This window comes from Halobacillus sp. 12SKB (assembly GCF_052941655.1).
Genome location: NZ_JBRFWR010000001.1, coordinates 3,472,215 through 3,491,228, shown reverse-complemented (window position 1 = coordinate 3,491,228; position 19,014 = coordinate 3,472,215). Strand labels below are relative to the sequence as shown.

Genomic DNA, 19,014 nt, shown 5'->3' with positions numbered 1-19,014 from the left:
TCTGAAAGGGTAATCATGATATGATCTTTTTTAAAAATCGGAGGTGATCGTATGAAAAGAGTGACACTCGTCGATGTGTTCAAACACCGCATTACACAGAAGTACTTGCAGCGCTCAGGCATCAACCACGCGGTCACCGTTGCAGGATACGCGTTTGATATGGCAGTGAAAAAGGGAGTGGACCCTGATCTTGCTACGAAATCAGCTTTGCTTCATGACATGGGGCATTATGAATGGTACCGGGATGGCAAATGGGATTATGATGAATACCGGAAGTCAGACATCCATGCAATCAAGGGAGCAGAACGGGCGCATAAGCTGCTGATCCGTCTGGGCGAAGATCGTCTCGTTGCCAAGGAAGTCTCTGTGGCGGTTCTTCTCCATACGGACAGTTATTTACCATTTGGTCTCGAACAAAAAAGAACACCGCTTCAACATGTCGTTGCCAAAGCCGATGAAAAGGATGAGCAGCCGATGGGTCTGCATCATTACAAACAAATGGATAGAAGCGAAGCCTTGAAGCGATTGCACGAATTAGACTTGAAAATCGAAAAATTTCTGGAAGATGATGATGAGTTGGCATAACTAGAACGGACTCTTCATACATTCAATTAGAGCAGGGGCGTAACGGGCAGGAATTATTTCTGCCCTTCTAAAAAGTCAAGAATATTTTGGAAATGGGCTTTACTTTCCATAAAACGTCCTATATAATTTCCAGTGTAAGAAAAAATTCTCAGAAAGCGAGGTCGGAAAACATGAAAAACTGGATGACACTAAACCAAACCAACTTCATACCATCGACCTGCGCGGAGATCCATTTCTGAGATCTACGACTATTCATAAAAAAGCATTCATATGAGCCGCAGGAGATGCATAATGTATTCCTGTGGCTTTTTTAATGGAGAGATTTCTTCAAAAAGCCGCAGTGTCCCTGCGGCTTTTTCTTATGCTATCTAAGAGTAAAATTACTCTTTAGATATAAATATTACACTATAAAAAGGGGGGTTATCATGACGATTCAATTTTTGATTTTTACGATCACTGTTGCGAAGAACAAAAAAAGTTGTCAGCCGTTACCAGGGTACCGACCGACAGCCAAAGACCAGTGGCTCGACCGGAAGTCCGCATTCAGCCGTTACATGTAATAGGTACAATACAAAAGGAGGAGATGGAAATGGGAGAATTAGTAAGATTGGCATTTATGAACTGGTTGAATGTTGAGAAGGATACCGCTTAGCCTCAGTACAAAGAGGAGGAAAATACATGAGAATCCATATGATCCTTTTTACGATCATTATTGAACGTGCGAATGCCGCCTCCATCGAGAAATCGAAACGACGCAGCCGGCAGATCGAACAGAGCATCAATGATGTAAAAAGCAAATACACAATCATATAAACGTTGAAACCTCTGCTTAACAGGCAGAGGTTTTTTTTCATAAAATCCTACTTCCCTTGGGACAATAGGAGAGAGGGGAGTGAATGAACATGGCATCTGGCAATAAGAAAATAACGAAGCGTAATGAGAAAAAGCATGCGCGTAAAGAAGAAAGACGCAGCAAAAAGCAGGATGAAACGGCGATCAACCACGTCGTCAATGTTTACGACCCCATTTAACGTATACACAGCCCGGAGCCTTGCTCCCGGGCTTTTTTATATTCAAAAAAAAGTTTGCGATCACAAATCTGGATCGCAGCGATTCTCATCATTTGCTACACAGGAAGGATTCATCAATCTGCAAAATGCGTGTTTATTTTTCAACCGATTGGGGAAAAGAACATAATCCTACATAGACAATCTTTGAAAAAATATGAATATTCCTATATGTTCAAAGGAAGACGTTTTTAAAGGAAGGATCGAAGATGAACTTACATAGAAAACCGCTCCCTGTGCCTGAAGCAGTCGACAGGGTGATGAATTATAAAAAAGAAGGAAGAATGGAAACCGTCCCGCTTGAGGATGTGGATGGACGGAGGTTAGCGGAGGATTTACTTGCTACGCACCCTGTACCTCCTTTCAATAAATCTCCATACGACGGATTTGCCCTCCGTTCGGAAGATACAAGGCATTTATCGAGAGAAAACCCTGGTCATTTTCATGTCACGGAAACCATTGGTGCCGGACAGCTGGCAAGTCATCCGGTACAAAAAGGAGAAGCCGTCCGGATCATGACGGGGGCAGAAATCCCTGAGGGGGCGGATTGTGTCGCGATGTTTGAAATCTGCCAAACCTATGAAGATCAGGGCGCCTCTTACATGACACTGAAGCGATCCTTGGAAAAGGACCAGAACATTATCGGAAAAGGGTCAGAGACAGAAGAGGGGACGGTACTCGTCGAGGCAGGGACCCGTATAAATCCTGGTGTCAAAGCACTCCTCGCTACTTTTGGATATCCGGAAGTAAAGGTCTATCGGAAGCCGAAAATCGGCGTTTTTGCCACTGGAACAGAGTTGCTGGACGTTGATGAGCCGCTTCAGCCGGGGAAAATCCGTAACTCCAATGCTCCGATGATTTTATCCCAGATTGAACGTGCCGGAGCAGAAGGTCACTTCTTAGGGAAATTGGTGGATGACTTTGACGCTTGTTTTGATGCTGTTTCTCAATCATTGCACGATTACGATCTCCTGATCACGACAGGAGGCGTGTCCGTCGGCGATTATGACCTCATGCCGGATATTTATGAGGAACTAGGGGCTCAGGTGCTTTTCAATAAAGTTGCGATGCGCCCGGGTAGTGTCACGACTGTGGCTGAACTTGATGGCCAGCTGCTTTATGGATTGAGCGGCAATCCGTCGGCTTGTTATGTCGGTTTTGAATTATTCACCTATCCAATCATACAAAAGTTACTTGGGAATCCGAAACCTTTTCATAACCGCATTGTAGCGACACTCGGGGAGGATTTCCCTAAACCTAATCCTTTCACCCGTTTTGTACGTGGTAAAGTGCACTACGAAGAAGGGAAAGTCATGGTGTCCCCTGCAGGGATGGATAAGTCGAATGTGGTGACATCCTTAGCACATACAGATGCTTTTCTTGTGCTTCCTGGAGGGACGAGAGGGTTTGAAAACGGAGATACAGCAGAAGCGATTCTTTTAGAAGATCAAAGGGGACAAGAGTATTTTGAGGAGGGGTGATCGTATCGACTCACACATCATTGATCAACTTGGTCGTCCCATTAAAGATTTAAGAATATCTGTGATCGATCAATGCAATTTTCGCTGTACCTATTGTATGCCGGCAGAAATTTTCGGACCGGACTACGCTTTCTTACCAAAAGAAGAACTTTTGAATTTTGATGAAATCATCCGGCTTGCCAAGATCTTTGCGAAATTCGGTGTGGAGAAAATCCGTCTGACCGGAGGTGAACCGCTGATGAGGAAAGATCTTGCTGATCTCATACGCCGGTTAAAAGAGATCGATGGCATCGAGGATATTGCCGTTACGACGAATGCGGTCTTTCTCGTCAGACAAGCCCAAAAACTGAAGGATGCGGGTCTTGATCGTGTAAACATCAGTCTGGATGCGATTGAAGATCACGTTTTCCAGGAAACGAATGGGCGGGGAATCAAAACAAAACCTGTGTTAAAAGGAATCGAAGCAGCGAGAGAAGCTGGGTTACAAATAAAAATCAACATGGTCGTGAAAAAAGGGATGAATGAAGACCAAATTCTGCCGATGGCGCGCTATTTCAAAGGAACCGGTGATACGCTCCGCTTCATTGAATTCATGGAAGTCGGCAACCACAACGGCTGGAATATGGATGCGGTCGTTTCGAAAAAATGGATCATCGAACAGATCGATCAGGAAATGCCGCTCGTCGCTCAAGGTCCGAACTATTATGGGGAGGTGGCCTCGCGCTACCGTTATGAAGATGGTGCGGGAGAAATCGGGGTGATCTCATCCGTAACGGAAGCCTTTTGCTCGAGCTGCACGAGGGCTCGTTTGTCCGCAGACGGAAACTTGTTTACCTGTCTGTTTGCTTCTTCCGGGTATGATTTGAAAACGATGCTTCGTAAAGGGGAAAATGATGAAACGATCTCTGATTATCTGCTCGCGATCTGGACAGGACGTACCGATCAATATTCGGTCGACAGAGCCCAGGGAAAGCCGATGAAAGAGAACAAAATCGAAATGTCCTACATCGGAGGATAAAAAAAGGTCGAAATCAGTCTTTGCTCCAGTCCTCTCCGTGTTCTATAATGGAGTTAATTATCATTCTCGGAGGTCATTCGAATGAAAACCTTTAAACTGATTTCATTGGATATCGTGGAAGAAAAGCACGAGGATATCACTCAAAGACGCATCAAGCTCGAAGACGGTTTGATTATCAATAGAGAAGATGATCACGGCCGCTGGGTGATTGAGGCATACGTCGATGAGAGTTATCGGGATTTCTTTGAAACGATGAAAGAAAAAGAAGAAGAAATCATCATTCAAGTGAAAATAACGAAACAAAGCAACCGTCCAGCGACTTTCCTCGTAAAGCCGATTGACGTGAACATGATCGGCGACCGGATGAACGTCATTTTTATGGGAACCATAGTTGATCGTCAGCAGGAACAAGTGGAGTGGGTGTTACGGCAATTGATGGATGAAGGCTATCAAGGAGAAGACCTCTTAGAAGAATTCAAAAAGCGTGGCCAGGAATCAAAAGCATAAGCATACGATTGGAGGCGTCTGATATTCAGACGCCTCCGACGTGTGTATTAGTTCAAATGTCTTACATTTTTTAAAAAACGGAAGTAATTTGTCGAATATACTGCTATACTATTAGTGGTGATAGACATCCATTAGACCTGGCAACATCAAAGGAGTTTTACTTTATGTGGGTGAGAAGAAAGAGCCTGCGATGGCTGAATGACTTATCGCCATTCCAATTAATCGCATTATACTATATGGTCGCAGTAACCATATCCTCTATATTGATTGCCCTTCCTGTGGCACATCGGGAGGGAGTCAAAATTGAATTCATCGATATTTTATTCACCGCTGTCAGTGCGGTCAGTGTTACAGGGTTGACCACGTTGCCGACGGCTGAAACGTTCAGTACAACGGGATATTTCATCCTGGCGATCGTTCTCCAATTCGGAGGGATCGGTGTGATGACCTTAGGTACGCTGATCTGGTTGATGCTCGGGAAGAAAATCGGTTTGAAAGAGCGCCGTTTGATTATGACCGACCAAAACCAAACCTCCTTCTCCGGGATGGTCCGGCTTGTCAAGCAGATTGTGATTGTCGTCCTGCTCATCGAACTGGTCGGATTTCTTGTTCTTGGGACTTATTTTCTTCAGTACTACGAACCAGGAGAGGCCTATCTACAAGGATTCTTCGGTACGATCAGTGCAATGACGAACGGTGGGTTCGACATTACGGGCCAATCCTTGATTCCGTTTCGTGATGATTATTTTGTGCAATTTATAAACATTATTCTCATCATTGCCGGTGCCATCGGTTTTCCAGTGCTGATTGAAGTCAAACAATATTTGATGCAGAACCAAGAAGAAAAAACCATTCGTTTTTCATTGTTTGCCAAATTGACGACTTTTACTTTCTTTGCCTTGGTCATCTTGGGGACAGTTATGATTATCATCTTGGAAAGCAACCATTTCTTTACAGACAAATCCTGGCATGAAATTTTCTTTTATGCCTTGTTCCAGTCTGTCACAACGAGAAGCGGAGGACTCTCCACGATGGATATCAATCAATTTACGGAACAAACGCAGCTGTTCATGTCTTCCTTGATGTTCATCGGAGCATCCCCGAGTAGTGTGGGAGGCGGGATTCGGACGACGACGTTCGCCCTTGTGGTCATCTTCGTGCTGACCTTTGCGAGAGGCGGAAACAATATCCGCTTGTTTAGAAGAGAAGTTCATCCGGAAGATTTGAATAAAGCGGTTGTTGTCACGATCGTCGCTTTATTTGTTTGCTTCAGCGCCGTCATTACACTGACCATCACTGAACCTTTTACACTGAATGAACTCGTTTTTGAGGTCTGTTCCGCGTTCGGAACCGTCGGGTTATCCCTCGGCATCACGCCGGGCCTGTCTTCCTTTGGGAAAATTGTGCTTATGCTGCTTATGTTCTTAGGACGGATCGGATTATTGACATTCTTATTCTCCTTTAAGAAACATGACAAAGCCCAAGGGAAATTTCATTATCCTAGAGAAAGAATCATTATTGGTTAGAACACAGCTGTTTAGGGGGCGCACATATGTCGGACCGTTTGAGAGAGCTTGCATTACCTATAGATGATTGGATTTTTCAACAAATGAATGATGCCCTGATTTTCGTAGATGAAGAAGGTGGGCTGCTCCGGTTTAATGACAAAGCAGGAGAACTGAACGACGGTGATGTGCAGTCACTCGTCGACCTGCTTGATTTTCATCAACTGAAAAAGGACGAAACTCCGAAAATGGTGGACCTTCCGCTAAAAGGGGGGCAGTTGTATAAAGTGCTATGCCGACAATTGGAAAAAATCAGATCCCTCTATGCCATTTTTCTTCAACCCGTATCGATGATCGATCAATCGTACGAAGTTAAGAAGATCATGGATCAACGGTTGACGGTTCCATCCGAGGGAATGGTCATTCATGAAGAAGGAAAAATCATCGATTGCGATGACACGCTTGCTCACATGTTCGGCTATGAAAAAGAAGAAATCATGAATCAGGATGCATTCACACTCACCGAAGAAGGAGAACACGAAGCGCTTCATAGGCTTTTTCTCAGCTTTCCTGAACAGCCCTATGTGTTGAAGGCGATCAAGAAAGATGGGTCCCTTTTTTATATCGAAGTCCTCGCTCATCCTTATCCACAGGATGGTCGTATTTTACGCGTGGCGATCGTTCGGGACATCACCGAACGAGTACATAATGAGAAAAAAATCGAATTCATGTCCTATTTTGATGAACTGACGGACCTTCCCAACCGCTATTACTTCATGGATATGGTCAAAGAGGCGGTTGAAGAAAAGGACGGGCTTGCTGTTCACTTCATCGATTTGGACTATTTCAAACAGATCAATGACACTCTCGGTTATTCTTTCGGGGATGAACTGTTAAAAGCATGTGCTCAAAGGTTGAAGCTGTACCAGGATGCGGATACGTTCATTGCTCGAATGGGCGGCGATGAATTCCTTGTCCTGCAAAGGCATGTGAGCGATCAGAGTGACGCAGAGTCATTGGCAGAAAAGTTGATTGAAGCTTTCCGGAAGCCCGTCGTCATTGACGGGTATGAGTTATACACGTCGGTGAGCATAGGGATCAGCCTTTATCCTGAACACGGGAAGACAGCGGGAGATCTCATCAAACAGGCGGACAGTGCGATGTACACGGTCAAAGAACAGCACCGAAACGATTACCTTTGTTATAATGCATCGATCAGTGAAGCGTTTGAAGAAATGCTTTCGATCGATTCTGAACTGCGGAAAGCTTTGAAAAACAATCAGCTGGAACTGCATTATCAACCACAAAAAAGCATCCATACAGGAAAAATCGTGGGACTCGAGGCATTGATTCGCTGGAATCATCCGGAAAAAGGAAGGATTTCTCCGGCGACTTTCATACCGGTGGCTGAGAAAAATGGGCAGATCTTTGAAATAGGGGATTGGGTGATTCGGGAAGCCTGTCGACAAAATAAGCGGTGGCAGGAGGAAGGGTACCCGGCCGTGATTGTTGGAGTGAATCTCTCTGCCTTGCAGTTTTTACAAAAAGACCTGGTCCCCCGTGTGAAACAGATTTTAGAAGAAACCGGCCTTGATCCCATGTATCTGGAACTTGAAATTACCGAATCCATGGCGATGACCAATGAAGAGTACATTATCCAAACGCTGAATGATCTTCGAAATCTAGGCGTCCATGTCTCGATCGATGATTTCGGCACCGGATATTCATCACTCAAATACTTGAGCCGTTTCCCAGTAAGTAAGTTAAAAATCGACAAAGTTTTTATCAGCGAAAACAAGGAGCAAAACCAGGCTATTGTAAAATCGATCATTCACATGTCCCATTCCTTGAATATGAAAGTCATTGCTGAGGGTGTAGAGACCGCGGAACAATGGGATTTTCTGAAAAATGAAAAGTGTGATGAAATTCAGGGGTATTTCTACAGCAAGCCGCTCCCTCCTGATCAGTTAATCACAGTCTTTGAAAACAAAACCATCCACTAATAAAAAGGACACAGCTTTATCGGCTGTGTCCTTTTTTAGGAAAAAGAATAAAAATAAGTCTTGTAAGAGGGGAGCGGATCTTTTTCTCCCACCCTCTCTCAGCGTCTATCTCTACTTTCTCCATAAGACGCTGGACAAGTTTGGGGAAAAAGCAGATCTTCCCGTCCCCTGTCATATGCTTTTTGTTTTCTTCTCAATCACTCATCAGTGCTTAGCAGTAAAATGCTGCACCTACGATGATCAATAGGATGAACAATACGACGATCAAGGCGAAGTTGTTGCCGTAACGTCGTGGTCTGTAGCACCGTCTTCCTCCGTAAGGATTGCCTCCGTACATAAGCTCACCTCCTGTTGTTACATTCCTAGCCTATGCACGGAGGAGCGGCTGTGTATGGTCATCTACCCACGTTCATCAAATCATGAAGGTCGGGGGAGAGAGTTTGGTGATTTTACTTTTCTGGTGCATGCTGTCCGACTGTTGTTCCTGGTGATGTTCACATTGATCCAGTTCCTCACACCAATGGTTCAATTGTTCATTGCTGTATTGGTTGTGTGGCGGGTTGTGGGTCGAATGGGAAGGGAAATAAGGACCGGAAATCCTTTGATTTGAATACATAACCATGCCTCCTTCGACCATATTATCCCCTCGATTCCCTTTATTATCCTTGTCCTACATTTACCTTGAATCGCAAGAAGGAAAATGAAGAAGCAGAAGCGAAAGTAGTACTTTACTGAAGTAGAGGGTTATAACATCCACCTGAAGGGTAAAAAATGAGTATAAAGAAATGGAAAAATTGGCAGAGCACATTGGTGAAGTTGGATCAATGGCTGCTTTTGTACATAATTTGTATAATGATTGTACAGTAGAAGTTCAGGAGAGAAGGTGGATGGTTATGAAAAAGATCGCCATAATCGGAGCGGGACCTGGAGGTTTAGCCTCAGCGATGATCCTTGCAGCTAAAGGCTATGACGTTCATGTCTATGAAAAACAATCCTATGTGGGCGGAAGGAACGGCCATTTTTCGCTCGGGGAGTACACATTTGATATCGGCCCGACATTTTTGAGTATGCCCCAAATTATGGAGGAGATCTTCGAAATGTCAGGGAGAAATGTTCACGACTACATGGATTTGAAAGAACTTTCCCCTATGTACGAACTTCAGTTCGATGGAAAAAGAGTACCGATGTACCGGGAACGGGAAAAAATGCTGGATGTGATCTCAGAGCATTTCCCGGGCAATGAGGCCGGATATGAAAACTTTATGAAGGATACACGGGAAAAGATGCAGGCGCTCATGCCGCTTTTGCAAACCAAACATAATAAGCTTACCGATTATATGAGCAAGCGGGCGCTGAAGGCTTTGCCGAAACTATCACTCGGCAAATCCGTCTATGACGTCCTTTCCGACTACTTTACAGATGAACGTTTAAAAATCGCTTTTACGTTCCAGGCGAAATACTTAGGGATGTCTCCATGGGAATGTCCGGGAGCCTTTTCCATCCTTTCATATATGGAACACGAGTGGGGAGTGTTCCACCCAATCGGTGGGGTCAATCAACTCTCGAAAGCAATGGCAAAAGTGACGGAAGAGCACGGAGGGCAGATTCATTTGAATGAAGGCGTCCAGAAAATAAACGTATCAGGCAAGGAGATTACCGGGCTCGTTCTCGACTCCGGGGAAACGGTGCATGCGGATGAATACATCATCAATGCGGATTTTGCTGAAGCGATGACCCGTTTAGTTGATGACGGCGTCCTGCGCCGCCACTCCAAACAAAAACTCCAGAAGAAAAAGTTTTCCTGTTCGACATTTATGATCTATGTCGGTCTTGATCAGGTGTACGATATGCCGCATCATACCATTCTCTTTGCAGAGGACTACCAGAAGAATGTAAATGAGATGACGAAAGACCTCGTGTTGTCCGATGAACCATCCATCTATATCCATAACGCAAGCATAACCGACCCGACGCTTGCACCCGAGGGGCATTCGGCCGTCTACATCTTAGCTCCAGTGCCGAACAATTATTCGGAGATCGACTGGGACGATAAGCAGGAAACATTCAAATCGTTGATCTACGATGAAATTGAGAAAAAGACAGGGTTTACCGATATCCGCAGCCACGTCGTCGAAGAAAAAGTACTTACTCCAAAGCAGTGGCAGACCGATCATTTCGTACATCAGGGTGCTACATTCAGTCTCGGTCACCAGCTTTCCCAGATGATGTACTTCCGTCCGCACAACAGGTTTCAGGAGCTTGATCATTGCTGGCTCGTCGGAGGAGGAACCCATCCCGGAAGCGGGCTGCCGACTATACTGGAATCTGCAAGGATAACGACAGGATGGATCAGGGAAGAGGAGGTGCAGCCGATATGACAAAGACGACAATTGTCGGTGGAGGTATTGGTGGACTTGTCACGGCCCTGCTTTTATCCAACGACCCGGACAGGGATATCTCTATGTATGAAAAGAAAGACGTGCTCGGAGGCAGACTTGCTTACGAACGGCATGGCGAGTTCAAAATCGACCAGGGACCTACGATCGTTCTACTTCCTGATATGCTCCTAAGTATTTTAGAAGAAGGAGGCATTTCAAGGGAGCGTATTCCATTGATTCCATGCGATCCTCTTTATAACATCCATTTCCCTGACGGAACAACGTTCAATAAGTATTCCGATGCTGAAAAACAAAAAGCAGAGCTTGAGGTAAAGTTTCCTGGCAATGAAAAGCATTTCGACCGTTTTTTAAATGATATGCGGGCTCGTTTTATGCAGGGGAAAGCTCAGTTTCTCGAAAAGTCGTTCGTCGACAAACGAACGTTTTTCTCCCGTAAAAACTTGAAAACATTGATCAAGTTAAAAGCTTACCAAAATGTGAAGAAAATGATGCGCAGTTACTTTGACGATGAGCGTCTCGTGGAAGCCTACACGCTACAGACGCTTTACATCGGAGGTCACCCGGAACAATCGCCGGCGATGTACTCGCTCGTGTCTTACAGTGAACATGAGCACGGCATCTGGTACATGAAAGGCGGCTATGCTCACCTTGTCGAGATCATTGAGGAAGAGTTGGAAAAAAGAGGGGTGCAAATCAATAAAGGAATACCTGTAGAAGGTGTAGAAACAGAGAAGGATAGAGCAGTGTCCATAACCGTAGGAGGAGAAAAAGTACGGTTCGATGAGCTGATTTTGAATGGGGATTTTCCTCTCATGGACAAAATCATGCCAGCTGAAAAGCAGCTGCAACGTAAATACACCCCGTCCTCGGGTTGTCTCCTGCTCTATATGGGACTTGACCGCATCTATGAAAACGACTCCATCCACCAGTTTTTCATGTCTCATGACTTTGACAGGCATATGCGGCAAGTATTTGTGGAAAAGCAACTGCCGGATGATCCATCGTTTTATACCTTCCACCCTTCCTTAGTCGATCCTTCGCTCGCTCCTGAGGGAAAAGGGGTGCTCTACACATTGATTCCGGTTCCTACAGGAGAGTCCGTCGATTGGGAGAAGAAAGACCAATTGATTGAGAGCGTCATTGATGAAATGGAGGCACGTGGTTTTCCAGGTTTGAGAAATCATATCGAATGGCAGCACGTTCGAACTCCTGAAGACGCAGAGCGCGAAGGCTTGTATGCAGGAGGAAGCTTTGGAATTGCCCCCACTCTTTTCCAATCCGGGGTGTTCCGGCCGCAGCTGCAGCCGTATGCAGTCGGCAATGTGTACGCGGTTGGAGCTTCGATTCATCCAGGAGGTGGCGTTCCAATTGTCATGCAAGGAGCAAAATTGTTGGCAGATTATTTGCAATATAGGGTCAAAGAAAGGCATAATTACAAGCGAGGTGTTTAGTGATGACGGACTTGAACCAAGCATACGATCATTGTCGCAAAGTAATTGAAAAGCATTCCAAAACGTTTTCAAAAGCATTCGCTATGCTGCCCAAACAGCAAAAAAGAGCGGTTTGGGCGATATATGCCTTTTGCCGTCGCGTAGATGATATCGTAGATGAAGGACTTAAACCAAAAGCAGAACTAGAAACTTTCTCTCAGCAATTCGATCAATTCATGGAAGGGAAGCTCGAACTGAAAGACCCTTCCTGGATCGCGCTCGATGATGTGTTCAGAAATTTCTCTATCGATCCCGAGCCCTATTATGACATGATCAAAGGCCAACGCATGGACCTTTACCCCACCACCATCCGTACGAAAGAAGACTTATTAGAGTATTGTTATCATGTCGCAAGCACCGTTGGTCTGATGCTTCTTCCTGTCATTGCTCCAGGAAAAGTCGGTGCTCTCCGCCAAGGAGCCATCGAGCTCGGCTACGCCATGCAGATCACCAACATACTGCGAGATATAGGTGAGGACATGGAAATTGACCGCATTTACTTACCACAAGAAGTGATGGATCGTCATGGTTACACTTTTTTTGACCTGAAAGAGAAAAAGGTCAATCAAGCTTTCATCAACATGTGGGAAGAGTTGGCCACTGAGGCTGAAGCCTACTACGACAAGGCGATGAAAACATTACCGGATTATCCGTTATACTCAAGAACACCCGTAGGAGGCGCTGCCAAGATGTACCGGGCCATCCTCCCGACTGTAAGAAAAAACGGATATCACGTCTTCAACCATCGCAATTATGTGACCGACCAAGAAAAGAAGCAGATCATTGCAGAAATGCAGTGATGCTGCTTCTTTTCTTGGTGAATTATGCCTCCAGTGCGTGATTCGCGCACAAGAACGTGTCTATCGCGCGCAAGACCAACACGCCAAAGCCTACCCCATGTATATTCCTGTCAACTCCTGCGAATACTTGTAGCAACAATGATTCAGGAAAGGTAGAGTCGAATGGCAGAAAAATATTTAATCTATTACCAGGCAAAATCAGGCGTAGTCAAACAAATTCCTGTCTATGCTTCGCATAAAGAAAAAGCACGGGAAGCTCATTTGAAAAGTAACCCGCAGGCAAAAATTACGCATATTCGTCTTTTGTAATCCATTTTCTTTTAGAAGAAAAGGCAGTGCTGCTCCGGCCACTGTCTTTTTTTTATGGAAAACCTATCGAATTCGAGATGTTAGGTTTCAATACTCTCGAATGTGGGAAATTAAATAATGTGTTACTTTATCGAAATAAAGCGGATTTTAGTGAACAGAGGATGATGATATGACAAAGAAAACCTACATCTTGAGCGAACTATTGCACGGTTCTTTCAAGGGTCCTGAACGACAGGAGATTCACTCCGTTTCCTATGATTCAAGGGAAGTTGAAGCGGGAGATGCTTTTATTTGCATAAATGGAGAACATCATGATGGTCACTTATTCATAAAGCAGGCGATCGAAGCGGGTGCCCAAACCATTGTCGGAACATATGGAGAGGTGCTAGATTTTTATGCAGCTGAACACCCAGACCTCAGCTTCGTTTGTGTACAGGATAGCCGCTCTGCTCTTGCTGTATTGTCGTCCATTGTGTGTGGCTCTCCATCAGAATCTTTACATACAATCGGTGTAACGGGTACCAACGGGAAAACGACGGTGGCGACGTTCACGCATTCCATTCTAAACAGCCTTTCGTTCCGGACGGGATCACTTGGGACAGCGGGCATATGGGATGATCGCAAAAAAACGGATTTCAAACAAACGGTACCGACTACTCCGGAAGCACCGGATATTCATAAAGTTCTGGAATATTTCTGTGAGGAAAAGATGCAAGCAGCCGTCATTGAATCCACATCAATCGCCCTTGAACAAAAACGATTAGAAACAATCCACTTCAATGTAGCGGTCCACACCAATCTTACCCCGGAACATTTGGAATTTCATCAGACAATGGATGCTTATAAAGCGGCGAAAATGAAGTTGTTTCAGCAGGCTGATCAGGCGGTGATTAATGTAGATGATCCCTTGATGGCTGATGATCTCATTCAAGCGTTTCAAGGCCCTGCGACCACTTATGGCATTCGCCAGCCTGCCGACCTGCAAGCCTCTCACATCCACTCGACCAGAACAGGTACCACGTTCGATCTGGATGCATTTGGAATGAAATATAAGGTGCAGGCTCCGGTTTTTGGAGAATACAATGTATCAAATTTGCTTGCCGCCATTGCAGCCTGTCATCATGTCGGTTTTTCCATAACGTCTATTTTATCGGTCATCGATACCATCAGGAAACCGGAGGGACGTTTCCAAATCGTTGAAAAAGAAGTCCCCTACCAAATTCTATTGGATTATGCTCATACCCCGGATGCCTTATCTCATGTCTTAGAAGCTGTCGTTCAGATTCCTCATCGGAAACTCGTGGTGATGATTACGGGTATTGGACTTCGGGATCCTAAAAAACGACCGCGGATGGCTGAGGTTGTGGAAGGTGTGGCGGATGAAATTGTCGTCAGCGTCGACCAACCGGGCCATGCGGATCGCCAAACGGTCATCAATGATGTATGCCGTGGCTTCACACGTGGATTTTCTCCCCATATCCATACACGGCTCCGCAGAGAAGAAGGTATTCACAAGTCCCTCGACTTGGCTGGACCAGGGGACCTTGTTTTACTGACAGGTATCGGATTTGGTGGATACCAGATCATTGGTGATGAAAAAGTCCCTTACTCCGAACTTGCAGTTATTGACGATTATTTCAACCATGTAGAAAGCTATAAAAAGCCAGTATAAAGAGCAAAGGGATGCAGCCCTTTGCTCTTTTCCTGTTTAGTCGGGACGTTTTGAAAAGTATACCCTGTGTAGTATGATAGTCTCTATGGAAAGATCCATAATTTAGAGAGGAGGGAAAAAATGAAACCCAACCCGATTCGTTTAGGTGTAAAAGCCAATCTGCTTTCATTTTCGCTACTTGTTGTCATTAACTTTTTTGTCGGTTCAATGGTCGGTTTAGAACGAACCATTCTGCCGATCCTAGGAGAAGAGCTTTATGGAATGGCTTCAACAAGTGCTGCACTTTCCTTTATCGTCAGCTTCGGTTTTTCAAAAGCGCTGATGAACTTTTTCGCGGGAAGTATGGCGGACCGGTGGGGGAGAAAACGCGTACTTTTAGGTGGCTGGATCATCGGTCTGGTTGTCCCTCTATTCGTCATCTTTGCTGAAGCATGGTGGATGATCGTCGTAGCGAATATTTTCCTTGGAATCAATCAGGCCCTTACGTGGTCAATGACGGTGAATATGAAAGTGGATCTTGCGAAACCTGAACAAAGAGGTTTGGCAGTTGGTTTTAATGAATTCGCAGGCTACATTGGTGTCGCTGTAATGGCGGCTGTTTCAGGTTACGTGGCATCTCGTTATTCGCTCACACCAGAACCTTTCTATATCGGCATCGTTCTCGTTTTCATAGGACTTTTCTTATCATGCTTCGCTGAAGATACAGAAAAACATGTTCAAAGCCAGGTGAAAAAGGAAGGTATGATTGCTGCTTTATCTACAAAAGAGGTATTCAAGCAAACCACATGGAAAAATAAAAACTTATCGAGCAGCAGTCTGGCTGGTCTGACGACGAACTTGAAAGATGGAATGGCCTGGGGGTTGTTTCCTATTTTCCTGAGTGCGGGCGGCCTGAGCGTGGGTCAGGTAGGGACAGTGGTCGCGTTGTACCCTGCAGCCTGGGGATTCTTTCAATTGTTTACAGGCATATGGAGTGACAAAATTGGCAGAAAGAAGCTGATTGTGTCAGGAATGCTGCTGCAAGGGCTCTCTTTATGGTTTATTCTCCTCGTTCAAACGTACAGCATGTGGCTGGCCGGTGCCCTCTTCTTAGGGATTGGTACGGCGATGGTTTACCCAACCATTCTGGCATCGATCAGTGATGTGGCACGTCCGGATTGGAGAGCCACATCTATGGGAGTTTACCGTTTTTGGCGCGACAGCGGCTATGCATTCGGAGCAATACTCGCAGGAGTTTTCGCGGATGTCTTATCCGTCCCATGGGCGATCGGGATCGTTGGTGCGCTTCCGGTATTATCCGGCATCTTTTCACTTTTTAGAATGGATGAAACTTTATCTTTGGATGATTAAAAAAAAGAGGAAAGCATAGCATCACATCTATGCTTTCCTCTTTTTATTTTTTACGGTCGTGCAGGCGATCTTCTTCTTCCGTCTCAAGCATGCCATAATCGCCATTCATCGCCTGTTCATCCTGATCGACACCAAGGTCATTGGTTATGGGATTCACCGGCCTTTTTTCTTCTTTTCTCGGTTGGTCGCGTTTGTTCTTATCCATTCCGTACACCTCCCATTTTAGCTTGCCTGAAAAGGAGAGGAGTTATTCGATTTGGACAATCTTTCCGAGAATTTCGTTGGCGACGTTCTGGCCGCTCAAAACGACCATCGGGGACCCGCCGCCCGGGTGCGTGCTTCCTCCGCAAAACCAGAGACCATCAAGATCCTGAGATTTATTGAAGGGTCTCATAAAAGCCTGTGACCGGCGGTTTGAGGACGGCCCGTATAACGACCCTCGATAAGCACCGAAATGGTTTTGGATGTCTTCTGGATCCCAGACTTTTTCCACCTGGATATGATCTTTGATGGGAACGCCGGCTTCCTGAAGTCGATCATAAATGTGCTCCTTATAGGCTTGTTTATCGTATCCGTCTTTTTCATTGAGAGCGGGAGCGTTGACCAGGATAAAACAGTTGTCCCCCTGATGAGAGACGGAATAATCCGATTTGGAAGAAGTGCATATGTAGATCGTCGGATCGTCAGCGTAATAACCGTTCTTTAAAACATTGAATTCCTTTTTATAGTCGTTTGAGAAAAACAAATGATGATGCTTCAAACGGCTGAGTTTCGTATCAAGCCCAGCCATAATGACAAAGGCAGAAATGGAAGGATCGTAGCCTTTCAGCTTCTGGTTCGTCAGTTTGCCTCTCGCTTCAGAATCAATCAACTCCGGAACAGAATGGAGGAGGTCCCCGTTCAAGATGACATGGTCCGCCTCATAGCGCTCGCCATCTTCCGTTTCGACTCCTGTCACTCTTTGATTTGCGTGAAGGATATGATTTATTTTAGTTCCGCTGTACAGCCGGACTCCGACGTTCTCCGCAGCTTTAACGAACCGATCTGCAATCCGTGTGTTGCCCCCGCGGACAAAATAAACCCCATCATTCCACTCAAGGTGAGCAATCATACTGAACGTGGCTGGTGCTTGATAAGGGTTGGAACCGATGTAGGTGGAATACCGATTTAATGATTGGATGATCTTCGGATTTGAAAAATACCGTGTGAAAAAGTGGTCCATCGATTCAAGCGGACGTACCTTCGTCATGCTTTTCGCCAGAGAAGGGGAAAGGTAGTCGAGCCACCCATTGAAGGTCCTGTGTAAAAAGTGCTTTTGGGATAGGTGGTACAAGCGTTCGATTTCTATAAGAAAATCTTCATACATGACATGTCCTTTAGGATCCATTTTTTCCAGCTGACGTTTCATATACGTCTGATCTGTAGAGAAATCAAAAGTTGTCCCATCATGAAACTCATTTCTCGTGTGGGTGACGATTTTCGCAAAAGGAAGCTCCTCACGGGGATCAAGTCCCCCTTGACGTATGACGTCCTGAAACACTTCAGGCATCGTGATCGTATTGGGACCAAAATCAAAATGAAATCCAGATTCATCGACGCTCATCATTTTTCCGCCAAAGTGTTCATTTTTTTCGAACAGCCTGACGTCCACTCCATGTTTTGCGAGGGTCACAGCAGCAGATAAGCCGCCGAGTCCGCCCCCGATGATGGCTACTTTCATTGATAGAACCTCCCTTTCCATTGGTATTTTTCCCCTCGTTTATGTACGAACATTGACGCCATCATAATCGAAATCAGCAGCACAACGGCCACAGGCAGGAGGAAGGAAAGCCATAACGGATGACCTGTCCGTGCGTCCACGTACATCTTGAACGCAACCGTCAAAAGGTATGGAAGAAAAAAGGCGTAATCACCGGTAACCAGTCCCACTATGGCAAAGCCGGCCGGGGCTAAGAAGACTACGGCATAAAATAAGGTCAGGTTCAAGACCATACCCGCTGATCGGCCAATACCTGTGTACACATTTTTTTTAAAGCCTTCCCACGTCTCTTTTCCAGAATCATACATGTAGGAAAGGACGGATTCTGTAATGTTAGCGAGGACCATCTTGTATCCATGTTTTTTCACTTCTCTCGCAATATGTACGTCTTCGACCAGCGAGTCTTTGACGGATGCATGACCTCCAATCGCTTCATATGCTTTTCTATCAATCATAAGAAAGATCCCGCACGCAGCCGTGAACATCGGCTTCGTCGTCCGGTTGGCGACGAACAGGGGAAGATGGAGCAGGACGACCATATGTTGAAGCGGGACGAGCATATGACTCAGAAAATGGTGATTCGGGTAATTCGGAAATCCGCTTAACATGCTCGCTTTTTTCTGCTGCATCATGGCGAGCGTTTGTTGAATGATTCCGGGAGCGACACGTGCATCGGCATCAAGGAATAAGTAATAATCGCCATTGGCGGCCTGGGAGAGCTGGTGACACGCATGAACTTTTCCGTTCCAGCCTTCCGGAAGTTCTTTTCCTTGAATTACAGAAAAACGTTCATCATCGGCCACCTGTTCGTTGAGCTTTTCCAATGTTCCATCTTCCGAATGATCATCAAGCAGAATCATTTCCAAATCGGGATAAGTAAGCGAACGCAGCGACCTGACCATCCCCTCCACATTTCCTGCTTCGTTTCTTAACGGTACAAGCAGCGAAACGGATGGCTGGTCTTCCAGCTCTCTTTTCGCAGATAAAGGATAGAGGAAGAGACTGTTAATAATCGTCCACACATTCAAAACGATGGTTATGATCAAGAGAATAAAAAATAGCGACATGA

General features: G+C 45.4%; 20 protein-coding genes. 15 read left to right on the top strand and 5 right to left on the bottom strand.

Going from position 1 to position 19,014, the window contains the following annotated elements; genetic code table 11:
* Positions 1 to 51 precede the first annotated feature (51 nt).
* The 9 genes from ACQ4XT_RS17410 to ACQ4XT_RS17370 all read left to right on the top strand — a co-directional run bounded on the left by ACQ4XT_RS17410 (position 52) and on the right by ACQ4XT_RS17370 (position 8,166).
* Entirely contained in the window at positions 52 to 585 is a 534-nt protein-coding gene (locus ACQ4XT_RS17410; protein ID WP_446854757.1) for an HD domain-containing protein, read from the top strand.
* A gap of 425 nt (positions 586 to 1,010) precedes the next feature.
* Positions 1,011 to 1,145, top strand: a complete 135-nt coding sequence (locus ACQ4XT_RS17405) for a hypothetical protein (RefSeq protein ID WP_264187675.1) — start codon at positions 1,011 to 1,013, stop codon at positions 1,143 to 1,145.
* Between the two features lie 118 nt (positions 1,146 to 1,263).
* Complete coding sequence (locus ACQ4XT_RS17400) at positions 1,264 to 1,398, top strand: hypothetical protein (RefSeq protein WP_446854756.1); 135 nt, start codon at positions 1,264 to 1,266, stop codon at positions 1,396 to 1,398.
* A gap of 89 nt (positions 1,399 to 1,487) precedes the next feature.
* Complete coding sequence (locus tag ACQ4XT_RS17395) at positions 1,488 to 1,616, top strand: hypothetical protein (protein ID WP_255574141.1); 129 nt, start codon at positions 1,488 to 1,490, stop codon at positions 1,614 to 1,616.
* 245 nt (positions 1,617 to 1,861) lie between these two features.
* The gene (locus ACQ4XT_RS17390; protein ID WP_446854755.1) at positions 1,862 to 3,133 is read left to right on the top strand and encodes a molybdopterin molybdotransferase MoeA; all 1,272 of its coding nucleotides are present in this window, start codon (positions 1,862 to 1,864) and stop codon (positions 3,131 to 3,133) included.
* Complete coding sequence (gene moaA, locus ACQ4XT_RS17385; RefSeq protein WP_446854754.1) at positions 3,120 to 4,151, top strand: GTP 3',8-cyclase MoaA; 1,032 nt, start codon at positions 3,120 to 3,122, stop codon at positions 4,149 to 4,151. The genes ACQ4XT_RS17390 and moaA overlap by 14 nt, the downstream gene beginning before the upstream one ends.
* Before the next feature lie 81 nt (positions 4,152 to 4,232).
* Positions 4,233 to 4,658 (top strand): YwpF-like family protein, encoded by a 426-nt coding sequence (locus ACQ4XT_RS17380; protein WP_446854753.1) that lies wholly within the window; start codon positions 4,233 to 4,235, stop codon positions 4,656 to 4,658.
* A gap of 164 nt (positions 4,659 to 4,822) precedes the next feature.
* The gene (locus ACQ4XT_RS17375; protein ID WP_446854752.1) at positions 4,823 to 6,184 is read left to right on the top strand and encodes a TrkH family potassium uptake protein; all 1,362 of its coding nucleotides are present in this window, start codon (positions 4,823 to 4,825) and stop codon (positions 6,182 to 6,184) included.
* Between the two features lie 26 nt (positions 6,185 to 6,210).
* Complete coding sequence (locus ACQ4XT_RS17370) at positions 6,211 to 8,166, top strand: sensor domain-containing protein (RefSeq protein WP_446854751.1); 1,956 nt, start codon at positions 6,211 to 6,213, stop codon at positions 8,164 to 8,166.
* 211 nt (positions 8,167 to 8,377) lie between these two features.
* Here ACQ4XT_RS17370 and ACQ4XT_RS17365 read toward each other — a convergent pair whose 3' ends face one another.
* On the bottom strand, positions 8,378 to 8,503 hold the full coding sequence (locus tag ACQ4XT_RS17365; protein WP_226588941.1) for a YjcZ family sporulation protein: 126 nt from the start codon (positions 8,501 to 8,503) through the stop codon (positions 8,378 to 8,380).
* Between the two features lie 75 nt (positions 8,504 to 8,578).
* Positions 8,579 to 8,782 (bottom strand): hypothetical protein, encoded by a 204-nt coding sequence (locus ACQ4XT_RS17360; protein WP_446854750.1) that lies wholly within the window; start codon positions 8,780 to 8,782, stop codon positions 8,579 to 8,581.
* A 277-nt stretch (positions 8,783 to 9,059) separates the two neighbouring features.
* Between ACQ4XT_RS17360 and ACQ4XT_RS17355 the strand changes: the two genes are divergently transcribed.
* The 6 genes from ACQ4XT_RS17355 to ACQ4XT_RS17330 all read left to right on the top strand — a co-directional run bounded on the left by ACQ4XT_RS17355 (position 9,060) and on the right by ACQ4XT_RS17330 (position 16,186).
* The gene (locus ACQ4XT_RS17355; RefSeq protein WP_446855731.1) at positions 9,060 to 10,544 is read left to right on the top strand and encodes a phytoene desaturase family protein; all 1,485 of its coding nucleotides are present in this window, start codon (positions 9,060 to 9,062) and stop codon (positions 10,542 to 10,544) included.
* A complete protein-coding gene (locus tag ACQ4XT_RS17350; RefSeq protein ID WP_446854749.1) occupies positions 10,541 to 12,016 on the top strand; it encodes a phytoene desaturase family protein in 1,476 nt (491 codons plus the stop codon). Before ACQ4XT_RS17355 ends, ACQ4XT_RS17350 begins: the two co-directional genes overlap by 4 nt.
* 2 nt (positions 12,017 to 12,018) lie before the next feature.
* Positions 12,019 to 12,855, top strand: a complete 837-nt coding sequence (locus tag ACQ4XT_RS17345; protein ID WP_446854748.1) for a phytoene/squalene synthase family protein — start codon at positions 12,019 to 12,021, stop codon at positions 12,853 to 12,855.
* A gap of 162 nt (positions 12,856 to 13,017) precedes the next feature.
* The gene (locus ACQ4XT_RS17340; protein WP_446854747.1) at positions 13,018 to 13,164 is read left to right on the top strand and encodes a hypothetical protein; all 147 of its coding nucleotides are present in this window, start codon (positions 13,018 to 13,020) and stop codon (positions 13,162 to 13,164) included.
* A gap of 169 nt (positions 13,165 to 13,333) precedes the next feature.
* Positions 13,334 to 14,836, top strand: a complete 1,503-nt coding sequence (locus ACQ4XT_RS17335) for a UDP-N-acetylmuramoyl-L-alanyl-D-glutamate--2,6-diaminopimelate ligase (protein WP_446854746.1) — start codon at positions 13,334 to 13,336, stop codon at positions 14,834 to 14,836.
* A gap of 120 nt (positions 14,837 to 14,956) precedes the next feature.
* Positions 14,957 to 16,186: an MFS transporter gene (locus ACQ4XT_RS17330; protein WP_446854745.1), complete on the top strand. Its 1,230-nt coding sequence runs from the start codon at positions 14,957 to 14,959 to the stop codon at positions 16,184 to 16,186.
* A gap of 43 nt (positions 16,187 to 16,229) precedes the next feature.
* Here the strand turns inward: ACQ4XT_RS17330 and ACQ4XT_RS17325 are convergent, their stop codons facing one another.
* The 3 genes from ACQ4XT_RS17325 to ACQ4XT_RS17315 are packed head-to-tail and all read right to left on the bottom strand — an operon-like array spanning position 16,230 to position 19,012.
* A complete protein-coding gene (locus ACQ4XT_RS17325; protein WP_446854744.1) occupies positions 16,230 to 16,391 on the bottom strand; it encodes a DUF4021 domain-containing protein in 162 nt (53 codons plus the stop codon).
* Between the two features lie 42 nt (positions 16,392 to 16,433).
* On the bottom strand, positions 16,434 to 17,906 hold the full coding sequence (locus ACQ4XT_RS17320; RefSeq protein ID WP_446854743.1) for a phytoene desaturase family protein: 1,473 nt from the start codon (positions 17,904 to 17,906) through the stop codon (positions 16,434 to 16,436).
* A complete protein-coding gene (locus tag ACQ4XT_RS17315) occupies positions 17,903 to 19,012 on the bottom strand; it encodes a glycosyltransferase family 2 protein (protein ID WP_446854742.1) in 1,110 nt (369 codons plus the stop codon). The genes ACQ4XT_RS17320 and ACQ4XT_RS17315 overlap by 4 nt, the downstream gene beginning before the upstream one ends.
* Positions 19,013 to 19,014: the final 2 nt, after the last annotated feature.

What these genes read in the sequence shown, in the direction of transcription:
- ACQ4XT_RS17410 (WP_446854757.1), top strand. Translation starts at nt 52, where the DNA reads ATGAAAAGAGTGACACTCGTCGATGTGTTCAAACACCGCATTACACAG.
- ACQ4XT_RS17405 (WP_264187675.1), top strand. Translation starts at nt 1,011, where the DNA reads ATGACGATTCAATTTTTGATTTTTACGATCACTGTTGCGAAGAACAAA.
- ACQ4XT_RS17400 (WP_446854756.1), top strand. Translation starts at nt 1,264, where the DNA reads ATGAGAATCCATATGATCCTTTTTACGATCATTATTGAACGTGCGAAT.
- ACQ4XT_RS17395 (WP_255574141.1), top strand. Translation starts at nt 1,488, where the DNA reads ATGGCATCTGGCAATAAGAAAATAACGAAGCGTAATGAGAAAAAGCAT.
- ACQ4XT_RS17390 (WP_446854755.1), top strand. Translation starts at nt 1,862, where the DNA reads ATGAACTTACATAGAAAACCGCTCCCTGTGCCTGAAGCAGTCGACAGG.
- ACQ4XT_RS17380 (WP_446854753.1), top strand. Translation starts at nt 4,233, where the DNA reads ATGAAAACCTTTAAACTGATTTCATTGGATATCGTGGAAGAAAAGCAC.
- ACQ4XT_RS17375 (WP_446854752.1), top strand. Translation starts at nt 4,823, where the DNA reads ATGTGGGTGAGAAGAAAGAGCCTGCGATGGCTGAATGACTTATCGCCA.
- ACQ4XT_RS17370 (WP_446854751.1), top strand. Translation starts at nt 6,211, where the DNA reads ATGTCGGACCGTTTGAGAGAGCTTGCATTACCTATAGATGATTGGATT.
- ACQ4XT_RS17365 (WP_226588941.1), bottom strand. Translation starts at nt 8,503, where the DNA reads ATGTACGGAGGCAATCCTTACGGAGGAAGACGGTGCTACAGACCACGA.
- ACQ4XT_RS17360 (WP_446854750.1), bottom strand. Translation starts at nt 8,782, where the DNA reads ATGTATTCAAATCAAAGGATTTCCGGTCCTTATTTCCCTTCCCATTCG.
- ACQ4XT_RS17355 (WP_446855731.1), top strand. Translation starts at nt 9,060, where the DNA reads ATGAAAAAGATCGCCATAATCGGAGCGGGACCTGGAGGTTTAGCCTCA.
- ACQ4XT_RS17350 (WP_446854749.1), top strand. Translation starts at nt 10,541, where the DNA reads ATGACAAAGACGACAATTGTCGGTGGAGGTATTGGTGGACTTGTCACG.
- ACQ4XT_RS17345 (WP_446854748.1), top strand. Translation starts at nt 12,019, where the DNA reads ATGACGGACTTGAACCAAGCATACGATCATTGTCGCAAAGTAATTGAA.
- ACQ4XT_RS17340 (WP_446854747.1), top strand. Translation starts at nt 13,018, where the DNA reads ATGGCAGAAAAATATTTAATCTATTACCAGGCAAAATCAGGCGTAGTC.
- ACQ4XT_RS17335 (WP_446854746.1), top strand. Translation starts at nt 13,334, where the DNA reads ATGACAAAGAAAACCTACATCTTGAGCGAACTATTGCACGGTTCTTTC.
- ACQ4XT_RS17330 (WP_446854745.1), top strand. Translation starts at nt 14,957, where the DNA reads ATGAAACCCAACCCGATTCGTTTAGGTGTAAAAGCCAATCTGCTTTCA.
- ACQ4XT_RS17325 (WP_446854744.1), bottom strand. Translation starts at nt 16,391, where the DNA reads ATGGATAAGAACAAACGCGACCAACCGAGAAAAGAAGAAAAAAGGCCG.
- ACQ4XT_RS17320 (WP_446854743.1), bottom strand. Translation starts at nt 17,906, where the DNA reads ATGAAAGTAGCCATCATCGGGGGCGGACTCGGCGGCTTATCTGCTGCT.
- ACQ4XT_RS17315 (WP_446854742.1), bottom strand. Translation starts at nt 19,012, where the DNA reads ATGTCGCTATTTTTTATTCTCTTGATCATAACCATCGTTTTGAATGTG.